General features: G+C 64.1%; 25 protein-coding genes. 22 read left to right on the top strand and 3 right to left on the bottom strand.

Going from position 1 to position 21,294, the window contains the following annotated elements:
• Window positions 1-5 precede the first annotated feature (5 nt).
• From ACHFB9_RS07400 to ACHFB9_RS07355, 10 genes are all read left to right on the top strand, one after another.
• A complete protein-coding gene (locus tag ACHFB9_RS07400; RefSeq protein WP_417070726.1) occupies window positions 6-1,742 on the top strand; it encodes a tetratricopeptide repeat protein in 1,737 nt (578 codons plus the stop codon).
• Window positions 1,743-2,011: 269 nt separating this feature from the next.
• Window positions 2,012-3,508, top strand: coding sequence for a flagellin (locus ACHFB9_RS07395; protein WP_417070724.1), 1,497 nt, complete (start codon window positions 2,012-2,014; stop codon window positions 3,506-3,508).
• Between the two features lie 78 nt (window positions 3,509-3,586).
• Entirely contained in the window at window positions 3,587-3,979 is a 393-nt protein-coding gene (locus tag ACHFB9_RS07390; protein ID WP_417070722.1) for a flagellar protein FlaG, read from the top strand.
• Between the two features lie 21 nt (window positions 3,980-4,000).
• A complete protein-coding gene (gene fliD, locus ACHFB9_RS07385) occupies window positions 4,001-5,413 on the top strand; it encodes a flagellar filament capping protein FliD (RefSeq protein WP_417070720.1) in 1,413 nt (470 codons plus the stop codon).
• 16 nt (window positions 5,414-5,429) lie between these two features.
• Window positions 5,430-5,834, top strand: a complete 405-nt coding sequence (gene fliS, locus ACHFB9_RS07380) for a flagellar export chaperone FliS (protein ID WP_417070718.1) — start codon at window positions 5,430-5,432, stop codon at window positions 5,832-5,834.
• A 10-nt stretch (window positions 5,835-5,844) separates the two neighbouring features.
• Window positions 5,845-6,177 (top strand): flagellar protein FliT, encoded by a 333-nt coding sequence (locus tag ACHFB9_RS07375; RefSeq protein ID WP_417070717.1) that lies wholly within the window; start codon window positions 5,845-5,847, stop codon window positions 6,175-6,177.
• A gap of 53 nt (window positions 6,178-6,230) precedes the next feature.
• Complete coding sequence (locus ACHFB9_RS07370) at window positions 6,231-7,328, top strand: flagellar hook-length control protein FliK (protein ID WP_417070715.1); 1,098 nt, start codon at window positions 6,231-6,233, stop codon at window positions 7,326-7,328.
• Complete coding sequence (locus tag ACHFB9_RS07365; RefSeq protein ID WP_417070713.1) at window positions 7,325-7,624, top strand: EscU/YscU/HrcU family type III secretion system export apparatus switch protein; 300 nt, start codon at window positions 7,325-7,327, stop codon at window positions 7,622-7,624. Before ACHFB9_RS07370 ends, ACHFB9_RS07365 begins: the two co-directional genes overlap by 4 nt.
• Window positions 7,625-7,679: 55 nt before the next feature.
• Window positions 7,680-8,450 carry a flagellar brake protein gene (locus ACHFB9_RS07360; protein ID WP_417070711.1) on the top strand — a complete coding sequence of 257 codons (771 nt, stop codon included), beginning with the start codon at window positions 7,680-7,682 and terminating at the stop codon, window positions 8,448-8,450.
• The gene (locus tag ACHFB9_RS07355) at window positions 8,451-9,365 is read left to right on the top strand and encodes a cation diffusion facilitator family transporter (RefSeq protein ID WP_417070709.1); all 915 of its coding nucleotides are present in this window, start codon (window positions 8,451-8,453) and stop codon (window positions 9,363-9,365) included.
• Here ACHFB9_RS07355 and ACHFB9_RS07350 read toward each other — a convergent pair.
• Window positions 9,334-10,770, bottom strand: coding sequence for a hypothetical protein (locus ACHFB9_RS07350; RefSeq protein ID WP_417070707.1), 1,437 nt, complete (start codon window positions 10,768-10,770; stop codon window positions 9,334-9,336). The genes ACHFB9_RS07355 and ACHFB9_RS07350 overlap by 32 nt on opposite strands.
• 130 nt (window positions 10,771-10,900) lie before the next feature.
• Here ACHFB9_RS07350 and ACHFB9_RS07345 point away from each other — a divergent pair, with 130 nt between their 5' ends.
• From ACHFB9_RS07345 to ACHFB9_RS07300, 10 genes are all read left to right on the top strand, one after another.
• Window positions 10,901-11,926 carry a quinone-dependent dihydroorotate dehydrogenase gene (locus ACHFB9_RS07345; protein ID WP_417070705.1) on the top strand — a complete coding sequence of 342 codons (1,026 nt, stop codon included), beginning with the start codon at window positions 10,901-10,903 and terminating at the stop codon, window positions 11,924-11,926.
• An 84-nt stretch (window positions 11,927-12,010) separates the two neighbouring features.
• Entirely contained in the window at window positions 12,011-12,595 is a 585-nt protein-coding gene (gene rsxA / locus ACHFB9_RS07340; RefSeq protein ID WP_417070703.1) for an electron transport complex subunit RsxA, read from the top strand.
• A 9-nt stretch (window positions 12,596-12,604) separates the two neighbouring features.
• Entirely contained in the window at window positions 12,605-13,156 is a 552-nt protein-coding gene (gene rsxB, locus ACHFB9_RS07335; protein WP_417070701.1) for an electron transport complex subunit RsxB, read from the top strand.
• Window positions 13,153-14,742 carry an electron transport complex subunit RsxC gene (gene rsxC / locus ACHFB9_RS07330; protein WP_417071347.1) on the top strand — a complete coding sequence of 530 codons (1,590 nt, stop codon included), beginning with the start codon at window positions 13,153-13,155 and terminating at the stop codon, window positions 14,740-14,742. The genes rsxB and rsxC overlap by 4 nt, the downstream gene beginning before the upstream one ends.
• Window positions 14,739-15,737: an RnfABCDGE type electron transport complex subunit D gene (locus ACHFB9_RS07325; protein WP_417070699.1), complete on the top strand. Its 999-nt coding sequence runs from the start codon at window positions 14,739-14,741 to the stop codon at window positions 15,735-15,737. The genes rsxC and ACHFB9_RS07325 overlap by 4 nt, the downstream gene beginning before the upstream one ends.
• 19 nt (window positions 15,738-15,756) lie before the next feature.
• Window positions 15,757-16,467: a riboflavin synthase subunit alpha gene (locus ACHFB9_RS07320; protein WP_417070697.1), complete on the top strand. Its 711-nt coding sequence runs from the start codon at window positions 15,757-15,759 to the stop codon at window positions 16,465-16,467.
• A gap of 8 nt (window positions 16,468-16,475) precedes the next feature.
• The gene (gene rsxG, locus ACHFB9_RS07315; protein ID WP_417070695.1) at window positions 16,476-17,120 is read left to right on the top strand and encodes an electron transport complex subunit RsxG; all 645 of its coding nucleotides are present in this window, start codon (window positions 16,476-16,478) and stop codon (window positions 17,118-17,120) included.
• 7 nt (window positions 17,121-17,127) lie between these two features.
• The gene (rsxE, locus tag ACHFB9_RS07310) at window positions 17,128-17,802 is read left to right on the top strand and encodes an electron transport complex subunit RsxE (protein WP_417070693.1); all 675 of its coding nucleotides are present in this window, start codon (window positions 17,128-17,130) and stop codon (window positions 17,800-17,802) included.
• Window positions 17,799-18,431, top strand: a complete 633-nt coding sequence (nth, locus tag ACHFB9_RS07305; protein WP_417070691.1) for an endonuclease III — start codon at window positions 17,799-17,801, stop codon at window positions 18,429-18,431. The genes rsxE and nth overlap by 4 nt, the downstream gene beginning before the upstream one ends.
• Before the next feature lie 4 nt (window positions 18,432-18,435).
• On the top strand, window positions 18,436-18,864 hold the full coding sequence (locus tag ACHFB9_RS07300; protein ID WP_417070689.1) for a DUF1841 family protein: 429 nt from the start codon (window positions 18,436-18,438) through the stop codon (window positions 18,862-18,864).
• Window positions 18,865-18,903: 39 nt separating this feature from the next.
• On the opposite strand, the gene ACHFB9_RS07295 is transcribed toward ACHFB9_RS07300, so the two are convergent.
• Window positions 18,904-19,596, bottom strand: coding sequence for an LrgB family protein (locus ACHFB9_RS07295; RefSeq protein WP_417070688.1), 693 nt, complete (start codon window positions 19,594-19,596; stop codon window positions 18,904-18,906).
• A complete protein-coding gene (locus ACHFB9_RS07290) occupies window positions 19,593-19,997 on the bottom strand; it encodes a CidA/LrgA family protein (protein ID WP_417070686.1) in 405 nt (134 codons plus the stop codon). Before ACHFB9_RS07290 ends, ACHFB9_RS07295 begins: the two co-directional genes overlap by 4 nt.
• Window positions 19,998-20,088: 91 nt before the next feature.
• Here ACHFB9_RS07290 and ACHFB9_RS07285 point away from each other — a divergent pair, with 91 nt between their 5' ends.
• Both ACHFB9_RS07285 and ACHFB9_RS07280 read left to right on the top strand, forming a co-directional pair.
• Entirely contained in the window at window positions 20,089-20,997 is a 909-nt protein-coding gene (locus ACHFB9_RS07285) for a LysR family transcriptional regulator (RefSeq protein WP_417070684.1), read from the top strand.
• Window positions 20,994-21,254, top strand: coding sequence for a SemiSWEET transporter (locus tag ACHFB9_RS07280; RefSeq protein WP_417070682.1), 261 nt, complete (start codon window positions 20,994-20,996; stop codon window positions 21,252-21,254). The genes ACHFB9_RS07285 and ACHFB9_RS07280 overlap by 4 nt, the downstream gene beginning before the upstream one ends.
• Window positions 21,255-21,294 lie beyond the last annotated feature (40 nt).

The raw sequence follows: 21,294 nt of genomic DNA, 5'->3' as shown, positions 1-21,294 counted from the left end.
AGGCCATGAACAGAAACAGCCGGATTCCCCATCAAAAGGCCGCACCTTCAAAGCAAATCAACGCACAGTTTCAGTCCGGGTGCGGGCTTTTCGAAGCCGGACAGTTTGATAGGGCGCTCGCAGCATTCCAGGCCATCCTCGCCCGGGATCCGCGGCATTTCGATGCGCTCAACCGCGCCGCGGCCTGCCATCGCCTTCTCGCTCAGCCGGTGGAGGCGGAGGCTCTGTGGAAACGGGCCATCGCGCTCCAGCCGGGAAACGCCTCGGTTCACAACAACCTGGGCGTTCTTCTCTTCAACCTCGCTCGCCACGGCGAATCGGAGAAGGAACTCGCGCGGGCCATTGCCTTGCGTGAGACCTATCCCGAGGCTCACTTCAACCTCGGTCAGCTTTTCGTCGCGATGGATCGCCCCATTGAGGCCGAAGCGCAGTTTCGCTGCGCGCTCGAACAACAGCCGGGCAACGCGCTCTATCGGGACGCACTCGGCGCGCTCCTCCATGGCGCCAGACGCTTTGCCGAATCCGAGGCAGAGCTGAGGCTGGCGGCATCACTGGCACCAGACTTCCCCGAAGCGCATCTTCACCTCGGCAAAACGCTACTCGCCCAGGACAAGACCGACGAAGCGGAAACGGCCCTGATGCGCGCAGCCGAGCTTCGCCCCGCCTGTTTCGAAGTCAACTACACGCTGGCCAGACTTTACGCAGACAGCCTGCGGATCCGCGAAGCCGAAACACACTATCGCCGGGCTCTCGCTGCGAATCCCGCCCACATCGACACCCGGCTGAGCCTGGCTCTTCTGCTGCTCAGCACGGGCAGGCTGGAGGAAGGCCTGCCCCTCTATGAGGTCAGACGGGAGAAGGATCTCTACAAAAACGCTGACAAGTTTCCATTCCAGGACTGGCACGGCGAGGATCTGCACGAAAAGTCGATTGTCGTCTGCCCGGAACAAGGCCTCGGCGACCAGATCCTGTGCCTGCGCTTCCTTCCCCTGCTGCGCGCGCGGGGAGCGCGGCGAATCTCCGTGGTCTGTTCCTCGTCGCTCAAGCCGCTCTTCTCATCTACCCCCGATGCCGATCTCATCCTGTCCCAGGAAGATGCCGCGCAAGGCATTGCGCTGCACGACTACAGGGTTCTGGCCTTCTCTCTTCCACTCCTGCTGCAGCTCACGCTCACAACGATTCCCGGCACCGACCCTTACCTGTCGGCCGATCCGGGCCGAACCGCAAAGTGGCCCAGCCTTCTCTGCGGCGAGGAGATGAGGATTGGACTGGTCTGGCGAGGTTCAGCGCAACACGCCAACGACGCAAACCGCTCCCTGTCATCGCTCGCCGAGCTCGCTCCTCTGTGGGCGCTTCCCGGCTTGAAGTTCTTCAGCCTGCAGAAAGGCGATGGAGAAGCGGAGGCTCTGCAGCCTCCCACGAACCAGCCCATCGTGGCGCTGGGTCAGGACATCATGGACTTCGCCGACACGGCCGCGATCATCGATCAGCTCGATCTGCTGATCTGCGTCGACACGTCGATCGCACACCTCGCTGGCGCGCTCGGCAAACCCTGCTGGGTCATGCTCCCAGCCATCGATACCGACTGGCGCTGGTTCAGGGATCGCAGCGACACCCCGTGGTATCGGAGCCTGAAGCTATTCCGTCAGGGCACTCCCGGAGACTGGACCAAGGCTGTTGCCGCGATCAGCGCGGAGCTGTCCGCACTGACACTCCAAAGACGCAGCAATCCGCCCGTCTGAACCTCTCTTGCGCCAAGCGCTCCGACAGGGGGCGATGTTCAACACGGTCGAATCTGCACCTTCACGATTCTCCCAAACAGAAGCGTGTCACCCCCTAAAGTTGCGATCCGCGCCGTCGTAAATGCTCTCAACGGCCAGCAAACCGCGAGAAATCAAGCAGTTCTAAAGTTCTCCGGACCGAAGCCGTAGAAGCAAGCAAGAGCACAAGATGCTCTCCCGGAACACCGGGAAATCATATAAACGGAAACGGAACGACACGGAGATTCATCATGGCAATGACCATCAACACCAACGTTCAGTCGCTCAACGCGCAACGGAACCTCTCCACTTCGCAGAACTCGCTGAACACTTCGTTGCAACGCCTCTCGTCCGGCCTGCGCATCAACAGCGCCAAGGACGACGCCGCCGGTCTCGCGATCTCGCAACGGATGACCTCGCAGATCAATGGCCTGACCCAAGCCTCCCGCAACGCGAACGACGGCATCTCGCTGGCGCAGACCGGTGAAGGCGCGCTCTCGTCCGCCGGCGACATCCTGCAACGCATCCGCACCCTGGCCGTCCAGTCGTCGAACTCCTCGAACTCCGCCAGCGACCGTCAGGCGCTGCAGAACGAAGTCTCGCAACTTGCCCAGGAACTCGACCGCGTCGCAACGACGACCAACTTCAACGGCAAGATGCTGTTCGACGGCACCTTCGGGACCGCGCAGTTCCAGGTCGGCGCTGACGCAGGCCAGACCATCACGGCCGGCACCGCGAACCTGCGCACGACCAACTACGGCAACAACCAGATCCAGTCCGTCGGCGCCCACGTCGGAACCAATCTCGCGACAGGCAGCGCAATCACTGCATCGACTCTGTCCGTCAATGGCTATATCGGTTCAACGACGGTCGCCGTAGCAGCGGGAGAGAGCGCCAAGACGACCGCGACGAACATCAACACGGTCACCAATAAGACCGGCGTTACCGCGACGGCGCGCACCGACGCAACGCTGCAGTTCAGCGCCGCAGGTGCCTATTCGCTGACGCTGAAGGGCGACAACACGACCGCGGAAACGATCTCCTTCACGATCCCGACCGGCGGCAATGCGAATGCGGACGGCCTCTCGACCGCGATCACGGCCTTCAACGACAAGTCGGCCAAGACCGGAGTCACCGCCTCGCTCGATTCAACCGGCACCAAGGTTGTGCTGACCAGCTCGACCGGCGCAGACATAGCAATTGGCGATACAACAACTGCGAACGCAGGCACGACGACGGTTCAGGGTGTCTATACGAAGGCTGGCGACACCACGCTGACCGGCATCGGAACGGCTCGCGTACTCGCCGCGGACACCACCGCAGACACGGCTTATACGACGGGTCAGGTCACTTTCGACTCGCAGAAGAGTTTCTCGGTCACTGACACGGTGGACAACGTCGTCGGCGGCACGTCGGCGAAGGCTTCGACGCTGAACCAGGTCTCCAAGCTGGACATCTCGACCTTCGACGGCGCCCAGCAGGCCCTGAAGACGGTCGATTCGGCCCTCGCGCTGATCAACGGTCAGCGGGCCCAGTTCGGTGCGCTGCAGTCGCGCTTCGAATCGACGGTCAGCAACCTGGCGACCACGTCCGAGAACCTGTCCTCGTCCCGCAGCCGCATCCAGGACACCGACTTCGCCTCGGAAACCGCGAACCTGACCAAGTCGCAGATCCTGCAGCAGGCGGGTACCGCGATGCTGGCCCAGGCCAACCAGCTGCCGCAACAGGTGCTGAGCCTGCTCAAGTAAGAGCGGCCTAGCTCCACAGCCTAGCCGGGCCGACATGCGAAGCAGGCATGTCGGCCCGCTCGCGCAGGAGGTGATCTGATGAACATCCAGAACATTCAATCGGGACTCACTGCCCCGAACATCGAGAACCGGACGGTAACCCGCACGGCGCAGGACTCTGCAAAGGCCGAGAACATCCCCGGGCTGCAGTCTGCCGAGGCGGTCAAGGAAGCTGGCTCCGCCAAGGATCAAGCCAGCGCCGACAAGCAGCTCCAAAAGGCGGTGTCCGACCTGCGCGATGCGGTCGAGCCCCTGGCACGGGATTTGCAGTTCTCGGTGGACAAGGACACCGGCCGAACGGTCGTCAAGATCATCGACTCCAGCACCGACAAGGTGATCCGTCAGATTCCCAGCGAGGAAGCGCTGGCGATCGCGAAGGATCTGGGGGAATACGCGAAATCTCTGGGCGTGCTGGTCAAACAGCAGGCCTGATGAGGAGCGAAGGAGCAGGACATGGCAAGCATTTCATCACTGGGAGCGGGTTCCGGTCTGGATCTCGAAGGTCTCGTCACTAAGCTGATGGCGACCGAACAGCAGCCGGTCACGCTGCTGCAGAGCAAGGAGAGCAAGGTTCTCGCCAAGGTCTCGGCTTACGGCCAGATCAAGAGCACGGTTTCCTCGCTCCAGGATGCTGCCAGCGCGCTCGCCTCCAAGGCAATTTATTCCGCGACATCGGCAACAAGCTCCAGCAGCGCGGTCGTTTCTGCCGCCTCGACCAGCTCGGCCGCAGCCGGCTCCTATTCGGTCACCGTCAATGCTCTGGCCCAGGGGCAACGGATCAGCAGCGCCGCGGGCTCGACACCGAGCGTCTCGGCTGGCTCGCTGACGATCCAGCTCGGCACCTATACGACGACGAGCGGCACGACCAGCTTTACCGCAGCCAGTCCGGCAGCCACAGCAATCAAGTTCTCCGGCTCATCGCTGACCGATCTGCGCGATGCGATCAATGCGGCCAAGACCGGCGTCACCGCCAGCATCGTCAATGACGGCGGCAACAGCCGCCTGGTGTTGCAGAGCGATGGCATGGGCAAAGCGACGGCTTTCAAACTCACCGGTACGGATGGCCTCTCCAGCCTGTCCTTCGATGCCTCGACCGGTGCAAGCTCGAGCTTCACCAGCCTGCAGACGGCTCAGGACGCTTCGATCAATGTCCAGGGCATCGACATCACCCGCTCGTCGAACACGATCACCGATGCGATCGACGGCGTCACGCTGACGCTCAACAGCACCAGCAGCACCGCTGCGACGATCAAGATCGCCAAGGATAGCAGCCAGGCCACGACGCTGATCAACAGCTTCATCGACGCCTACAACGCGAGCGTCTCGACAATCTCGTCGCTGACCAGCTACGACAGCACGAACAAGGTTTCCTCGACGCTAACCGGTGACTCTTCGGCGAAGGGTATCCGCAACATGCTGCGCAGCACCGTGACCCAGGGCATCACGCTCTCGGACGGCTCGACGATGAGGCTGTCCGATCTGGGCATCTCGCTGCAGAAGGACGGCACGCTCAAGCTCGAAACCGCGTCGAAGTTGAGCTCCGCGTTGAGCACCAAAGCGGACAAGGTTGCCGAATTCTTTGCCGGCACGAACACGACCAAGGGCTTGAGTTCGTTGGTCAATACGACGACTAAATCGATGATTGGTGTCGGCGGCAGCCTGGTCGGCACCGTCGACAACCTGAACAGCTCGGTCAAGGACATCGACAAACAGATTGCGAACTGGAACGTTCGCCTGACTGCGATCGAAAAACGCTACCGCGCTCAATTCTCGGCGCTGGATACGGCGATCAGCGGCATGAAGTCGACCTCGTCCTATCTGACCCAGCAGCTCACCGCGCTGTCCAAACTGAATTCATCGAATTGAGACGGGGAATTAGCCCATGTTCGGTTCCATGCACACCGCGAATCAGGCTTACGCATCGGTCGGCGTCCAGACCGATGTCGCGACCGCCGATCCGCTCGACCTGGTCGTCATGCTCTACGACGGCGCAATCCTGGCGCTCGCCACGGCGCGGATGGCGATCGACAACAACGACATCCCGCTGCGCGGCCAGAAGATCTCGCACGCGATCGACATCATCACGAACGGGCTTCATGCAAGCCTGGACTATCAGAGCGGAGGCGAACTCGCCGACCGTCTGGGCGCGCTTTACAACTACATGGTCTCGCGGCTGATCTACGCGAACCTGAACGCGAGCGCTCCGGCGATCGACGAAGTCGTGGCCCTTCTGAAAGAACTCAAGAGCGGCTGGGACACCATCCGCGATCAAGCCCGCAGCCGCTGAGGAAATAGAGATGAGCACTCTGAACCTTTACGAATCGATGAGCGGTCTCTCGGCCCAGATGGCCGATGCGGCGCGTGCGAACGACTGGGATCGCCTGAGCACGCTCGAACATCAGGTCTCCGGTCTGCGCGAACAGATGATTCTCCAGGATCCGCAGGAGCCGAGCGCCTCGCTTTCCGAAACCGAACGGCGGCGCAAGATCGAGCTGATCAAGCGCATGCTCGCTGACGACCGCGAAGTGCGCCGCCACACCGACCCGTGGATGGACGGCGTTCGCCAGATGCTGGGCGGCAATGTCCGCGGCCGCGCGATGCGCAACGCCTACGCGGCAATGATCGACTGAATCCGGGCTGAGGTGGCCGAGTCCGCCCCCGCCCCTCTTGCGGACGCCCGTCGATGATCCCCTCCGATCTGTACTCCCGGCTTCGCATCCTGCTCGACACGCCTCTTCCCGAAGTCGCCCCGGTCGCCAGAACTCACGCCGTTCAGAACCTTGAATTCGCGAACGGCCAACGCTTCACGGCCCAGATCCTCAATCCGCTTCCCGACGGAACCTTTAAGGCGCTGGTCGCCGGGCGCACCGTGACGCTGTCGCTGCCCGAGTCGGTCAAATCCGGCGACGTGCTCGAACTCGTCGTCAGTCGCGCAACGCCGCAGGCCGTGTTCGCTCAGCAGCTCCAGCCGAGCACCGAGGCGACCCCCAAACCCCAGCTCTCCCCGACCGCCCAGCTATTCAGCCAGATGATCAGCGGCCGCCTCGGCGAAGCCGATCCGGCACCTCTGAATCGAGGGACACCGATGCTCCCCCAGGCACCAGTGACGGCGGCACAGATTTCGCAGATCGCCGCGAACCTGGCGCCGGCACTCGCGAAGGCAGTCGGACAGAGCGGACTCTTCTACGAATCACACCAGGCCCAATGGGTCGATGGCGAGCGCACGCTGGAGAGCCTGAAGGCCGAGCCCCAGGGACAGTTATCCATTGCAGCGAAGAACGCTGCCGCGGCCCATCCCCAACTCGTCAGCCAGAGACCCCAGACCCAGACGATGGACGCGGAACGCAGCGCACAGTCTCCATCACCGATCAGGGGCGGCGAGAGCAATGTTGTAACGCAGACGGTTCCACGCGAGGTCCAGTCCCTTGTCCACCAGCAGCTCGAATCCTTGGTCAGCCAGCAGTTGGTCTGGCAAGGTCAGGTCTGGCCAGGGCAGACGATGGAATGGCGGGTGGATGTCCCCGAGCGGGAAGGCAGCGGACGCGAAGAACTGGAGCCACAGAACTGGCATACGAGTCTTCGGCTCGCCCTGCCCGATCTGGGCGAACTCGACGCCGAACTGATCCTGAATGCCTCAGGTGTAGCGATCCGGATCAATGCGGCGAGCGCCGATGCCGCCGCCCGGCTCCAGCAGGCGCTCCCGGATCTGGCCGATGCGCTGGCCGCGGCCGGAGTGCCGCTGACCGGCAGCGCGATCGCCGCATCGGAAAGCGCGCGATGAGCAAGGAATCGAGTCCGCGCGCCCATGCCGTCGCGCTCGCTTACGAAACCGGAGACACCGCGCCAAAAGTGGTCGCGAAAGGACGGGGGCTGATCGCTCAGGAGATCATCAACCGGGCGCGCGAAGCCGGAGTCTATGTCCACGAATCCCCCGAGTTGGTGTCTCTGCTGATGGAAGTCGACCTCGACCAGAAAATCCCCCCCACGCTGTACATTGCGGTCGCTGAATTGCTGGCCTGGATCTATCGCACCGAGAAACGCACAGAGCCTGACGCAGCGCAGTTTCCCAAGTTTTGAGCGCGCGCACGCATGGTATATTTGTGCCCCTGTTATCCTCGCATGAGCCTTGGAAGTGAACTCTCTGTCGAATATCCGGTTCGAACTTCTTGAGGCCGACCACTACAGCCAGTTCCTGGTCCACAACGGCAGGGAAATCCGCCAGCTGCTGCGTCAGCTCGCGAGCCAGAAAGCGCTGATTTCGATCTACCCGAACCGCTCGGGCGATTTCGGTCTGAGCTCTCTGATCGAGGTCTCCGACAGCGCCGACACTTTCGTTCTCGACGCAGTCGGCGATTCGGATCTCTCAGCCAGACTGCTGGGCGCGAAGAGCTGCATCTGCATCACCCAGCTCGATAACGTCAAGATCCAGTTCGAAGTCAAAGCGCTGACCCTCACCGAGTTCAAGGGGGGCCTCGCCTACTCGGCGGAGATTCCGGAGACTCTGCTGCGCCTACAGCGTCGCGAGTATTTCCGGCTGATCGCGCCGGTCGCCCATGCGCTGCGCTGCCTGATCCCACAGGCCCTGCCCGAGGGCAAAACGCGGTGGGTCGAAGCACGGGTCGTCGACATCTCGGGTGGCGGGCTTTCGATCGTCGCCCCCCCCGCCGAGCTCTCGATGGACATCGACGCAGAATTCCCCGACTGCCGGATCGAGCTTCCCGATTCGGCTCCGATCAGCACGACTTTGCGCGTGCGCAACCTGTTCCGCGTGACCCAGCGCAACGGCGTCGAAGTGGTGCGCGCAGGCTGTCAGTTCATCGGCCTCACCGGCTCGATCGAGAACACGATCAACCGCTACATCCTGCGCGTCGAACGCGAGCGCGCCGCCCTCGGACGCGAATAGATGGGCGCCGCCGGCAAACCCAGGCTGGCAGCCCACCATTACGCGTGGATATCGATTGCCGCATCGCTGCTGACCATAGGTCTGAAGACCTTCGCGTGGTGGATCACTGGATCGGTGGGGCTGCTCTCGGACGCGATGGAATCGCTGGTCAACCTCGCCGGCGCCTGCTTCGCGCTGTGGATGCTGCTGATCGCACGAACCCCCGCCGATGAGCGCCACCCCTGGGGGCACAGCAAGGCCGAATACTTTTCGAGCGGCTTCGAAGGCACCCTGATCTTCGTCGCCGCTCTGGCGATCGCCGCGACGGCGATCCCCCGTCTGATCCATCCCCTGCCGCTCGAAGACGTCGGCGAAGGCATCGCTTTCTCGCTCGCCAGCACCGCAATCAACTTCGTGACCGCCCGCACGCTCGCGCACGCGTCGCGCCGGCTGGGCGCGATCGCGCTCGACGCCGACGCCCGACACCTGATGACCGATGTCTGGACCACGGTCGGCGTCATCATCGGCGTGCTGCTCGTGCCGCTGACCGGCGAACTGTGGCTGGACCCGCTGATCGCGCTGCTGGTCGCCGCACACATCCTGAAAGAAGGCTGGCTCTTGATGCGCGATGCGGTCGGCGGCCTGATGGACGAAGCGATGAGCGAGGCCGAGATCGAACAGGTGAAGGCCGTGCTGGCAAGCTTTGGCGAGACTCGCTGGCAAAATCTGCTAACCCGGCGCGCCGCACAGCGCCGCTTCGTCCAGGTCGAACTGCTCGTTCCGCCCGACTGGAGCGTTGCGCGGGCCCACCAGCTCGCCGACGAAGTCGAGGCGGCGATCGCCCTCGAACTGCCCGGCGCCAAGGTGACGACACACATCGAGCCGTCACCCGGGCTCGCGGCGTTCAGCGCTCCGGACGCGGCAGGCGGAAAGTGACGGTCTCGTAGCGGCCTTTGCTCTCGATGCCGGTAACACTGCCAGGCAGCACATAAGGGCGGAACAGCGCATCGGTGTGGCCGGTCGCAAAGTACAGCTTGGCCGGCCTGCCAGCCAGAGCCTGGGCTCCCAGGTAGCTGACCAGCGCGTGCTCAAAGGAGTGGTAGCCGCTCTTCCACTGGTGGATCTTCAACATGTCAGGCGGCACCCAGCCATCGGCCTGAACCCAGCCCCAGACTTCGCCGCTCTGGTGATCGACCAGGTGCTTGAGCCAGAAATCCCAACTGCCGGCCAGGCGATAGGCCTGTCCGGCATCCTCGAGCGCCAATGTCGTCGCCATCTGGTCCAGTTCGGCGTAAATCCACCACTGCTTGTTTTCATCGATGCCGTTCCTGGTCCACTGCGAACCCCAGCTGCGGGTTTGTGCAACCCAGGCGCGCTCCAGCACCTTGCGCGCGCCCTCCTTTGCAAAGGCTTCGAGCTTCTGATCTCCGAGCTCGCGACCGGCCAGGGTCAGCATCCAGTAGGACTTGATCGTGTGGCCGAAATCGTTGTGTCGCGAACCGGGCTTCTCGCTGCCCGGCGTGCCGCGGGTCCCGAAGAAATAGCCGCTCTGCGGATCGTGGTAGCGCTTGACGATCACGTCGCAGAGCCGGCGAATGTCGGTCTGCCAGTGGACGCGCTCGGCGGCCGGCAGATAAGGCGCCACGAGCAGCATATAGGCGTTGAGCTGGTCGAGCTGGGCAACGAGCTCCTGGCGCGCCCCTTCGTCGCCGGCGACCCCGTTGGGCAGCCAGCGCAGCTGCTGGCCATCCCAGAAAGCCTTGAAGATGAACTTCTCGTGCGCGACGAGCGCCTTCTCCAGTTCGGGATCGCGGGTCAGGTAGTAGAGCATCGCGATGCCGACGACGGCATAGGACTGATCCTGAGCCGTCGTCTCTTCGAAGCTCGCCGCGCTGCCTTCCTTGATCCAGGCCGGGGCGCCCCGCTCGGGGTCGAGCGAGCGCAGCGTGGAGCGGGCGCCGGCGCGCGCCGCCTCCAGCCAGCGCGGATCTCCGGTCAGGTGAAAAGCGACTCCGTAGGCGTAGGTCTGGCGCGCCCTCATTCTGAGGTAGTCACGGCCGATCTCGGGTTTGATCCAGTCGGGCGGATTCGCAAGTTCCGGACAGGGCGAATGCGCATCGAAGAGCTTGCCGTCATTGCAGCGAAAGGTCGGGAACTCGCCAACCGGGGAGCCCAGCGCATCGCTCGACGACCAGAAGGGCAGAAGGTCGCGGCTGACGTGCTGGAGCCAGATGTCGCCGGAGGGCAGATCCTCTTCTGCTGCGAGCGCCACCGGCGCGATCAGCAGAGCGGCAAGCAGCCCGCCCACCAGGTGTGAAAGAAACCTTGATCGACAGTGCATGAGGTTTTCCTTTCGGGTTCTGAAAGTGCGCCACATTCTGCGCTGCGCTCCGGCATCGAGAATCAACCCCACTCACTCCACCGGGGCGTCTGAACAGCCCAAGCCGCGCAGACACGATACAATCCGCGCCATGTCCCTGTATTCGCTGATCCGCCCAGCCCTGTTCACGCTCGACCCGGAAACGGCTCACGAGCTGACGATACGCAGCCTGCACAACTTCGGAGGCTGTCTGCCGGCGGCCTGCCGCCGCGCCGACTCTCCCGTCGAAGTGATGGGCCTCTCTTTTCCGAACCGGATAGGTCTGGCCGCCGGTCTCGACAAGAACGGACTGGCGATCGACGCTCTCGCCGCTTTCGGCTTCGGCCACATCGAGATCGGCACGGTCACGCCGCGTCCCCAGCCGGGCAATCCCAAACCCCGGATGTTCCGGCTGCCCCGCGCCGAAGCCATCATCAACCGGATGGGCTTCAACAACGACGGCGTAGACAACCTGATCGCGAACGTGCGCGCCGCGAAGTTCAAGGGGGTGCTGGGCATCAATATCGGCAAGAACTTCGATACACCAATCGACAAAGCTGCCGACGACTACCTCGCCTGCCTCGAAAAAGTCTATCCGCATGCAAGCTATGTCGCGATCAACATCTCTTCGCCGAACACGAAGAACCTGCGCCAGCTCCAGGGCGCATCGGAACTCGACGACCTGCTCGGCCGGCTCAAGGCGAGCCAGGCGAGGCTCGCCGATGCACACGGTCGCTATGTCCCACTGGCGCTGAAGATCGCCCCCGACGTCGAAGACGATCAGCTCGCCGACATCGCCGGAGCGCTGCGCCGCCACCGCATCGATGCGGTGATCGCGACGAACACGACGCTCGCTCGCGACGCGGTTGCTGGCCAGCCCCATGCAAGCGAAGCGGGGGGCCTCTCGGGCGCGCCGCTCGCCGCCCGTTCAACCGAAGTCATCGCCCAACTCGCGAAGCTGCTCGCCTCGGAATTGCCGATCATCGGCGTCGGCGGCGTGATGAGCGGAGCGGGCGCGCTCGCCAAACTCGAAGCGGGCGCCGCGCTGGTTCAGATCTATACGGGCATGATTTTCCGCGGCCCGGGCCTGGTCGGCGAGGCGATTGACGCAACAAATCGCTTCGTCGCCCAGGCCTGACGGCGATAAACGCTTGAGTCCGTCCGACTCCGTACCGATAATCTTTGCCCCGCTCCAAGCCGGGCGGTCTTCCCCGGAACCCGCATGATTCACTACCTGCTTCTTCTCACCGGCGCAGTCCTCGTCAACAACGTCGTCCTCGTCCGTATCCTGGGCATGTGTCCTTTCTTCGGCGTCTCGAAGAAACTCGACGCGGCGATCGGCATGGGCGCAGCGACCACTTTCGTGCTGACCCTGGGCTGCGGCACGAGCTACCTGATCGACCACTACCTGCTGATCCCCTTCGGCGTGATCTATCTGCGCACGCTCGCCTTCATCGTCGTGATCGCTGCGATCGTCCAGTTCACCGAACTGGTCGTACAGAAGACCAGCCCCGATCTCTACCAGGTTCTGGGCATCTATCTGCCGCTGATCACGACCAACTGCGCGGTGCTGGGCATCCCGTTGCTGTCGGTCGCGCTGGGCCAGAATCTGCTCGAATCGCTGGTGTTCGGCTTCGGCAGCTCGGTCGGTTTCAGTCTCGCCCTGGTCCTGTTCGCCGGCATCCGCGAACGGCTCGCCGGGGCCGACGTTCCGCGCTTTTTCAAGGGCACGGCGATCGCAATGGTCACGGCAGGCCTGATGAGCCTCGCGTTCATGGGCTTCGCCGGCCTCGACAAGTTCAAGTAAGAAAACGCCATGCTGACAGCTCTTCTGATCATGGCCGCTCTGGCAATCGCCATCGGCGCCGCGCTCGGCTTCGCCGCGGTCAAGTTCCGGGTCGAAGGTGACCCGCTCGTCGAAAAGATCGACGCGATCCTGCCCCAGACCCAGTGCGGCCAGTGCGGCTTTCCCGGCTGCAAACCCTATGCGACCGCGATCGCCAGCGGCGAAGCGGACATCAACCAGTGCCCGCCCGGTGGCGAGGACGGCATCCGCAAGCTCGCCGAGTTGCTGGGCCGCGAAGCGAAACCGCTGAACGCCGAGAACGGCACGATCAAACCCAAGTCGGTCGCTCTGATCGACGAAAACACCTGCATAGGCTGCACGCTGTGCCTGCAGGCCTGTCCGGTCGATGCGATCATCGGCGCGGCAAAACAGTTGCACACGGTCGCACCGGCGCTGTGCACGGGCTGCGAGCTCTGCATCGCGCCCTGTCCGGTCGACTGCATCACGATGGAAGCGCTTCCCGAGACTCTGGAAAACTGGAAGTGGCGTTACCCGACGTTCACGATCAAGACGGCTGCCTGATGCGAAATCTCTTCTCCTTCCACGGCGGGGTCAAGCCGCCCTATCACAAGGCCGAATCCGCAGGCGATGCGATCGTCCGCGCCCCGCTGCCCGAACAATTGATCGTCCCGCTGCACCAGGCCGTCGGCGGCACGCCCTATCCGCTCGTCGAAGCTGGCCAGAGGGTGCTCAAGGGCCAGCGCATCGGCGCCGCGGAAGGCACGGTTTCCAGCGCCGTCCACGCGCCGACTTCAGGCACGGTCGTTGCGGTCGAGCCGCGTCAGATGGCGCACTCGTCGGGCCTCTCGACGCTCTCGGTCGTCATCGCGCCGGACGGGCAGGAAGAATGGTGCGAGAAACAGCCGATTCCCTGGCAGGACATGAGCGCCGATGCCGTCCGCGATGCGCTGCGCGACATGGGCGTGGTGGGCCTGGGCGGAGCGGTCTTCCCCAGCCACCTGAAGCTCAAGGGCAGCAAGGAGGGGCTGGCCACTCTGGTCATCAACGGCGCCGAGTGCGAGCCGTTCATCACCTGCGACGATCGCCTGATGCAGGAGAGGGGCGAGCGGGTCGTGCGCGGCGCGGCGATCATGGCAAAGATCCTCAACGCCCGCCAGGTTCTGATCGGCATCGAGGACAACAAGCCCGAAGCGATCGCGGCGATGCGCCATGCCGTCGAAGCGAGCGGCGATGCCACGATCACCGTCGTTCCGGTACCGACCCGCTACCCGGCAGGCGGCGCCAAGCAGCTGATCCGCGTATTGACCGGCATCGAAGTCCCGCACGGCCGCCGGTCGACCGACTTCGGCGTGCAGTGCTTCAACACCGGCACCGCGGCCGCGATCGCCGATGCGATCGAACGCGGCGAGCCGCTGATCTCGCGGATCGTGACCGTCGCCGGCAACGTCGAACACGCCCGCAACTACGAAGTGCTGTTCGGCACACCTATGGATTTCGTCGCCCGGCTCTCGGGCATCAAGCCGGACACCGACCGCTTCATCATGGGCGGCCCGATGATGGGGTTGAGGATGCCCGCCTACGACGTTCCCGTCGTCAAGGCCGCGAACTGCATCCTGGTCGGAAGCCCCTCGCTCTTCCCGGCACCCGAGCCCGAAATGCCCTGCATCCGCTGCGGCGAGTGCGCCCGCGCCTGCCCGGCCGATCTTCAGCCTTTCGAGCTGTACTGGAACGCCCGCGCCCACGATTTCGGCAGGGCCCAGGAGTACCACCTGTTCGATTGCATCGAATGCGGTTGCTGCGCCTACGTCTGCCCATCGCACATCCCGCTCGTCGACTACTACCGCTTCGCGAAGAGCGAGATCTGGGCCAGCGAACGCCAGAAGAATGCGTCCGACTCCGCCCGCGGCCGTTTTGAAGCGCGCAATGACCGCATCGAGCGCGAAAAAGAGGAGAAGGCCGCCCGCCTGGCTGCGAAGACTGCGGCCAGCCGCGCCGCGGCCGAGGCAGCCGTCTCGCCTTCCGATGACCCGAAAGCCCTGGTGGCTGCCGCGCTCGCCCGCGCCCAGGCTCAGCGCGCGGCGAGTACTCCCGCAAGCCCGGCCGCCGAAACGCCCGTCGCCCCTGAAGATTCGAGACCGACAGAATGATCAACTCCCCCTTCCTTCGCCGCCCCACCAGCGTGCGCCGCGTCATGGGCGAAGTGCTGCTGGCGCTGCTGCCCGCCCTCGCCGTCTATGTCTGGCTCTTCGGGATCGGCGTACTGGTTCAGGTGCTGATCGCCTCGACTGCCGCGCTGGTGGCCGAATGGGTGATGCTGACGATTCTCGGCAAACCCCGCGCCCTCTTCCTCGGCGATCTGTCTGCGCTCGTGAGCGCGGTGCTGATCGGCCTCGCCTTCCCGCCCATCGCTCCGTGGTGGCTCGTGTTCACGGCGACGGTGCTGGCGATCGTGATCGCGAAGCACCTCTATGGCGGTCTGGGTCAGAACCCCTTCAATCCGGCGATGGTCGCCTATGCGCTGATGATCGTCAGCTTCCCAGCGCTGATGTCGCAGTGGCCAGGCAGCGGCCAGCTCGACGCGGCAACCCAGCTGGGCCTGATCTTTGGCAGCGATCGCGTCGTCGATGCGATCACGTCGGCGACGCCTCTGGACGCTCTGCGCACCGGCCTGCACGGCGCCGGGGCGAGCGTCGCGAGCGTGCTCAAGGGGCACGCCTTCGGCGTGCTGGGCGGTCGCGGCTGGGAATGGATTTCACTCGCCTACCTCGCCGGCGGCCTCTACCTGCTGGCCCGCCGAATCATAACCTGGCACATCCCGGTCGCCTTCCTCGGCGTTCTGGCCGCCATCTCGGCGATCGCCTGGCTCGCAAACCCGCAGAGCTTTGCGACGCCGTGGTTTCACGTCGCATCGGGCGGAGCCTTGCTTGGCGCCTTCTTCATCCTGACCGATCCGGTCTCGGGCGCGACAACGCCGCGCGGCAAGCTGCTCTTCGCGGCCGGAGCTGCGCTGATGACCTGGATCATCCGGACTTGGGGCGCCTACCCGGACGGAGTCGCCTTTGCGACTCTGCTGATGAATCTGTGCGTGCCGCTGATCGACATGAAGACCCAGCCGCCCGTGTTCGGCCACAAGAAATCCTGACCCAGACGAGGAGATCAGAATGTTTACCGGAATCGTCAAAGGACGCGCGCGGATCCAGGCCATGGAGCGGCGCAGCGGTCTCGTCACGCTGGAACTCGCCTTCCCCGCAGACTTCGATGAAGGCCTGGAAATCGGCGCCAGCGTCGCGGTCGATGGCGTCTGCCTGACCGTGACCACGCGCTTGCCAGACCAGGCGCGCTTCGATGTGATGCTGGAGAGCCTCGCGCGGACGACGCTGGCCGAGTTCGAAGCCGGCGACGAGGTCAATGTCGAACGCGCCGCCCGCGATGGCGCCGAGATCGGCGGTCACCCGCTGTCCGGCCACGTCGACGGCACAGCCATCATCACCGCGATCGAGACACCCGAGAACAACGTCCGGATGCTCTTCTCGGTCGGCCCCGAGCTGACTCCGTACATCTTCTCGAAGGGCTATATCGCGATCAACGGCACCAGCCTGACCGTCTCGAACGTCGACCGCAAGGCGGGCACTTTCGAAGTCTGGCTGATCCCCGAGACTCTGCGGATGACGACCTTCGAGCTGAAGAAGGCAGGGGACCGCGTCAATATCGAGATCGAGCGCGCGACCCAGGTCACCGTCGACACGATTCGCAGCTACCTCGACACCGCGCTCGCCCCGCTGCTCTCGCGTCTGGATGCCCAGGCGCTGATCGACTCGGTCCAGTTGCAACTCCCGCCGCCTTCGGCAAACGACCCATCCTCCCGACAATGAATTCTCCGATGTCCCAACCGACAGCACGCGGACTCACTATCCGCTCGGCAGTTGCGATGCTCGCCTTCACGCTGGTCTTCACAGCCTTGATGGCGGGCACCTATCTCTTGACCCACGAGAAGATCGCGAAGAGCGCCGAAGCCGAAAAGCTGCTGCTGATCGACCAGATCCTGCCGCGCTCCCTCTACGACAACGACCTGCTCCACGACACGCTGACGGTGCCGGCTTCGGCCGGACTGGGCGTGACACCTGCCAGCACGGTCTGGCGTGCCCGCCGCGGCGGACAGAACGAAGCGCTGGTGCTCGAAGCGGCGGCCCCGGACGGCTACGGCGGCACCATCGCACTGATCGTCGCGATCGGCGCCGACGGCCGCATCCGCGGCGTGCGGGCGACCGAACACCACGAGACGCCTGGTCTGGGCGATTACATCGACCCCAAAAAGGACAAGTCGGTGGGCCGCCCGTGGATCCGTCAATTTGAAACCCGCTCGGTAGACGCTCCGGAATCGAGCTGGCAAGTGCGCAAGGACGGTGGAGATATCGACTACCACACCGGCGCGACGATCTCGGCCCGTGCCGTGACCCGGGCCGTCGGCCGGGTCGCCCGCTATGTTGCCACCCACCGCGAAGAACTCTTCGCGCCCGCTCGCTGAGGCCGCCATGGACACTCAACACCTGCGCAAAATCCTCTTCAACGGGGTCTGGAAACAGAACTCCGGCCTCGTGCAGATCCTGGGCATGTGCCCGATCCTCGCGATTTCGACATCGGTCGTCAATGCGGTCAGCCTGGGGCTCGCGACAGCGCTGGTCATGGCCCTCTCGAATCTCGTCGCCTCGTCGCTGCGCAACCTGGTGCCCTACGAGATCCGCATTCCGGTCTTCATCCTGATCATCGCGGCGCTGGTGACCGTGATCGATCTGGCGTTCAACGCCTACCTGCACTCGCTCTACCTGGTGCTGGGCATCTTCATCCCGTTGATCGTCACGAACTGCATCGTGCTGGCCCGGGTCGAAGCTTTCGCAGCCAAGAACGGCGTGATCGGCTCGACGCTCGATGGCGCGGCGATGGGCCTGGGCCTCGTGCTGGTGCTGGGCGTGCTCGGCTCCTTCCGCGAGATCATCGGCCAGGGCACGCTGTTCTCGGGCATCGAGATGCTGATCCCGTCCGCCCATGCCTTGCATGTGCTGCCGGCAAGCTATCCGGGTTTCCTGATCGAAATCCTGCCTCCTGGCGCTTTCATCTCGCTGGGTTGCCTGATCGCTGCGAGAAACTGGCTTGAAGCGCACAACAAGGCCAAGGCGGCCGCGCTGCCGACTCAGACCGCCCGCGCATGAACAGCACCGAGATCCGCGAGTTCTTCCGGCGGCTCTCTGAAGCGAATCCGGAGCCGAAGACCGAGCTTGAATACGGCAGCGGCTTCCAGCTTCTGGCTGCGGTGATGCTCTCGGCCCAGGCGACCGACAAGAGCGTGAACGTCGCGACCCGGCGCCTCTTCGCGCTCGCTCCCGACGCCGAAGCGATGGTGCGGCTCGGCGAAGAGCGGATCAGCGAAGAGATCAAAACGATCGGCCTCTACCGGAACAAGGCCCGCAACCTCGCGCAGCTCGCGCGAATCCTGATCGAGCGCCACGACGGTGAAGTCCCGCGCGACAGGGCTGCGCTCGAAGCGCTTCCCGGAGTCGGACGCAAGACCGCAAACGTCGTGCTGAACACGCTTTTCCGCGAACCGACGATCGCCGTCGACACCCATGTGTTCCGGCTTGCGAACCGGACCGGGCTGGCCCCCGGCAAGGACGTCCAGGAAGTCGAAGCCGCACTCTACAAGCGCGTCCCGCGTCAATATTTGCTCAACGCCCACCACTGGCTGATCCTGCATGGCCGCTACGTCTGCACGGCCCGCAAGCCTCGCTGCGGGGAGTGCTGTCTGCGCGATCTGTGCGCGTTCCGCGACAAGACCGACTGAAAATATGTTCAATCCAACGCGCGATCAGACCAGACTCTTCTTCATCGACGCCTGGGGCAAACTCGGGCGCCGCGAACTGCTGACGCCGCTCGAAGCGATGGCCGCCGACATCATCGCGCATCACCCCGAGTACCACGCGCTGCTCGAAGCCAAGGATTCGGTCGAACGGGAATTCCCGCCCGAAGACGGACAGATCAACCCCTTCCTTCACCTGTCGCTGCACCTCGCAATCGAGGAACAGCTGTCTATCGATCAGCCGCCCGGCATCCGCGCACTGTTCGATGCGGCCTGCGTGCGCTATGGCGAACGCCATGCGGCGCAGCACGATCTGCTCGAAGCGCTGGCCGAGACGGTCTGGACCGCGCAGCGCGAGCGCCGCGCCCCCGACGGTGCGATCTACCTCGCCCGGGCCCGTCAGCTCGCCGGCCTCTGAATTTCAAAAAAGCGGGGGAGCGAATCCGCTCCCACCCGCTCAGCGCGCGATGAAGCTCGCGAGCACCGGCGAGAGCAGCACCATCGCGATGCCGGACAGGATCATCGTCAGACTCGCGACGACGCCTTCCTGAACGTCACGCCGGTGCGCGGTCACGGTCCCGACCGCGTGCGCGGCAGCGCCGAACAGCGCTCCACGCGCGACGACACTGCGCACCGGAAGCCAGCGCAACAACACATCCCCGATCACCATCCCGACGACGCCAGTCAGCACGACAAAGACCGCTGCGAGATCGGCCGTACCACCCAGCTCGGGCGCCGCGACGATCGCGAATGGCGTGCTGATCGAGCGCACCGCGAGCGCGTTCGACAAGGCCACCGGCAGATTGAAAACGTGAGCCATCGCCAGAGCGCTCGCGAAAGCGGTCGCCATGCCGACGATGACACCGACTGTCAGCGCGAACCAGTGGCGAGCGATGACCCGCCTGTGCTCATGGATGGGCAGCGCAAACGCGACGACCGCCGGACCCAGCATCATGCTGAGCCAGTGGCTGCGCAGCGCATAGGTCGTGTAGGGCACATGGATCAGCAGCAGGGCGCTGATCAGCAGGCCGGGCACGAGGATCAGCGGCGAGAACCAGATCCTCGGCCAACGGCGATGCAGCCAGCGAACAAGGAAATAGAGCAGAACAGTGGCGGCGAGCCAGAACGTCGCCGAGAGAAGAAATTTCATAGCTCCTCCTTGCGAAAACGCGCTTCGACGCGCATCGCCAGATCGACCGCGACCGCGGTGACGACCATGACCAGCAGAGTCCCGAACACGACGATCAACATGACCTGCAGACCGTAATCGCGAACCAGGGCCGGGTATTTGATGATCGCGACCACCGACGGAATGAAGAACAGCAGCATTTCAGCGAGCAGCCAGCGTGCGCCGTGCTCGACCCAGGAACGCGGCAGGATGCCGCAGCCGAGCAGGATCACGGCCAGGAAAAGGCCGAATACGCTTCCCGGCAGTTCAGGGAACCAACGCCGGGCGACCCAGTCCGCCCCCCACCACAGCGCTGTCAGCAGCAGCACCTGCAGGACCGTGCGGGCAAAGCCCGCCAGCCCATCGATCAATCTTTTCTCCACGTTTGAACCCCGGACAGTGAAGCGATGACTGTAGAGAACTGTTCAAGATGCGTAAAATGAATTCTTTCCATACGATCCATTCCATTCTGGCATGGAAATCCGCTCTCTTCGTTACTTCGTCGAAGTTGTCCGCCAGCGCGGTTTCACCCGCGCCGCCGAAGCGATGCATGTGACGCAACCGGCGATCAGCAAGATGATCCGCGCCCTTGAAACCGAACTGGGCCAGCCCTTGCTGATCCGCTCGGGGAGGACGATCGCCTTGACCGACGCAGGGCGGGTCGTCTTCGAGCACGGCCAGCGCCTGCTCGCAGGAATCGGGCTGATGCACGACGAGCTCGACGCGCTGGGCGCGCTGCAGCATGGGGAGCTGCGCCTGGGTTTTCCGCCCATGGTCGGCGTCGCTTTTCTCGCCCCGCTGGTTCAGGAATTCCGCGCCCGCTATCCGGGAATCTCGCTCGCGGTCAGCGAGGACGGCGCGCTGAGCTTGGAGGACGGCGTGCTGTCCGGCGCGATCGAACTCGCGGTCACCGTGCTGCCGACTTCGCACAGCGAGCTGGCCGCGCAGGAATTCGCGAATGCCGACCTGTGCCTGCTCGCGCCCGCCGGAACGCATTGGCTGGACAAACCCGATGTCAGGATAGGCGAGCTCAACGGCGAACCGCTGGTGCTCTACACGGGCGGCTTTGCGCTTGCCGACCGGATCCTGTCGGCCTGCCGCGAAGCGGGATTCGAAGCCAAGATTGCAGCCCGAAGCGGACAATGGGATTTCATGGCCGAGCTGGTCGCTGCGCGTGTCGGCCTCGCTTTCCTGCCCCGCCCGCTGTGCGAGCGACTGAGCCGAGAGCGCTTCGGCTGGATCCCCCTGAGCGAACCGCGAATCGCTTGGCGGCTCGCTTTCGTCTGGCTGCGCGACGGTTATCTGTCCCATGCCGCGCGCGCATTTCTGGACATGCTCAAAACGAACTATCCCCCCTCCTCGACCGGGAAATCTCCACGATGACACCCTTCGAAATCGACTTGCTGGGCTACTGCGCCGCGACGCTGACCACGATCTCCTTCGTCCCCCAGGCCTGGCTGACCTGGAAAACGCGCTCGGCGCACGGAGTCTCGCTGGGCATGTACGCAATCTTCATCTCCGGCGTGGCAGGCTGGCTCGGCTACGGAATCCTGATCGCCTCGACTCCGGTCATCGTCGCCAATGCGATCACGCTCGCGCTGGCGCTGTTCATCCTGGTCATGAAGCTGCGCTTCGGCTGACGAGGCAGGAGGCAACAATCCGTTATCATATTGGCTCCGA

Origin of the sequence: Niveibacterium terrae (assembly GCF_048213115.1) — a bacterium.
GTDB classification, from domain to species: Bacteria; Pseudomonadota; Gammaproteobacteria; order Burkholderiales; family Rhodocyclaceae; genus Niveibacterium; species Niveibacterium terrae.
The sequence above is the reverse complement of the archived record's forward strand: the minus strand, read 5'-3'. Positions and strand labels throughout refer to the sequence as shown.

Coding starts and splice junctions, on each gene's coding strand:
- ACHFB9_RS07400 (WP_417070726.1), top strand. CDS start 6: ATGAACAGAAACAGCCGGATTCCCCATCAAAAGGCCGCACCTTCAAAG.
- ACHFB9_RS07395 (WP_417070724.1), top strand. CDS start 2,012: ATGGCAATGACCATCAACACCAACGTTCAGTCGCTCAACGCGCAACGG.
- ACHFB9_RS07390 (WP_417070722.1), top strand. CDS start 3,587: ATGAACATCCAGAACATTCAATCGGGACTCACTGCCCCGAACATCGAG.
- fliD (WP_417070720.1), top strand. CDS start 4,001: ATGGCAAGCATTTCATCACTGGGAGCGGGTTCCGGTCTGGATCTCGAA.
- fliS (WP_417070718.1), top strand. CDS start 5,430: ATGTTCGGTTCCATGCACACCGCGAATCAGGCTTACGCATCGGTCGGC.
- ACHFB9_RS07375 (WP_417070717.1), top strand. CDS start 5,845: ATGAGCACTCTGAACCTTTACGAATCGATGAGCGGTCTCTCGGCCCAG.
- ACHFB9_RS07370 (WP_417070715.1), top strand. CDS start 6,231: ATGATCCCCTCCGATCTGTACTCCCGGCTTCGCATCCTGCTCGACACG.
- ACHFB9_RS07365 (WP_417070713.1), top strand. CDS start 7,325: ATGAGCAAGGAATCGAGTCCGCGCGCCCATGCCGTCGCGCTCGCTTAC.
- ACHFB9_RS07355 (WP_417070709.1), top strand. CDS start 8,451: ATGGGCGCCGCCGGCAAACCCAGGCTGGCAGCCCACCATTACGCGTGG.
- ACHFB9_RS07350 (WP_417070707.1), bottom strand. CDS start 10,770: ATGCACTGTCGATCAAGGTTTCTTTCACACCTGGTGGGCGGGCTGCTT.
- ACHFB9_RS07345 (WP_417070705.1), top strand. CDS start 10,901: ATGTCCCTGTATTCGCTGATCCGCCCAGCCCTGTTCACGCTCGACCCG.
- rsxA (WP_417070703.1), top strand. CDS start 12,011: ATGATTCACTACCTGCTTCTTCTCACCGGCGCAGTCCTCGTCAACAAC.
- rsxB (WP_417070701.1), top strand. CDS start 12,605: ATGCTGACAGCTCTTCTGATCATGGCCGCTCTGGCAATCGCCATCGGC.
- ACHFB9_RS07325 (WP_417070699.1), top strand. CDS start 14,739: ATGATCAACTCCCCCTTCCTTCGCCGCCCCACCAGCGTGCGCCGCGTC.
- ACHFB9_RS07320 (WP_417070697.1), top strand. CDS start 15,757: ATGTTTACCGGAATCGTCAAAGGACGCGCGCGGATCCAGGCCATGGAG.
- rsxG (WP_417070695.1), top strand. CDS start 16,476: ATGTCCCAACCGACAGCACGCGGACTCACTATCCGCTCGGCAGTTGCG.
- rsxE (WP_417070693.1), top strand. CDS start 17,128: ATGGACACTCAACACCTGCGCAAAATCCTCTTCAACGGGGTCTGGAAA.
- nth (WP_417070691.1), top strand. CDS start 17,799: ATGAACAGCACCGAGATCCGCGAGTTCTTCCGGCGGCTCTCTGAAGCG.
- ACHFB9_RS07300 (WP_417070689.1), top strand. CDS start 18,436: ATGTTCAATCCAACGCGCGATCAGACCAGACTCTTCTTCATCGACGCC.
- ACHFB9_RS07295 (WP_417070688.1), bottom strand. CDS start 19,596: ATGAAATTTCTTCTCTCGGCGACGTTCTGGCTCGCCGCCACTGTTCTG.
- ACHFB9_RS07285 (WP_417070684.1), top strand. CDS start 20,089: ATGGAAATCCGCTCTCTTCGTTACTTCGTCGAAGTTGTCCGCCAGCGC.
- ACHFB9_RS07280 (WP_417070682.1), top strand. CDS start 20,994: ATGACACCCTTCGAAATCGACTTGCTGGGCTACTGCGCCGCGACGCTG.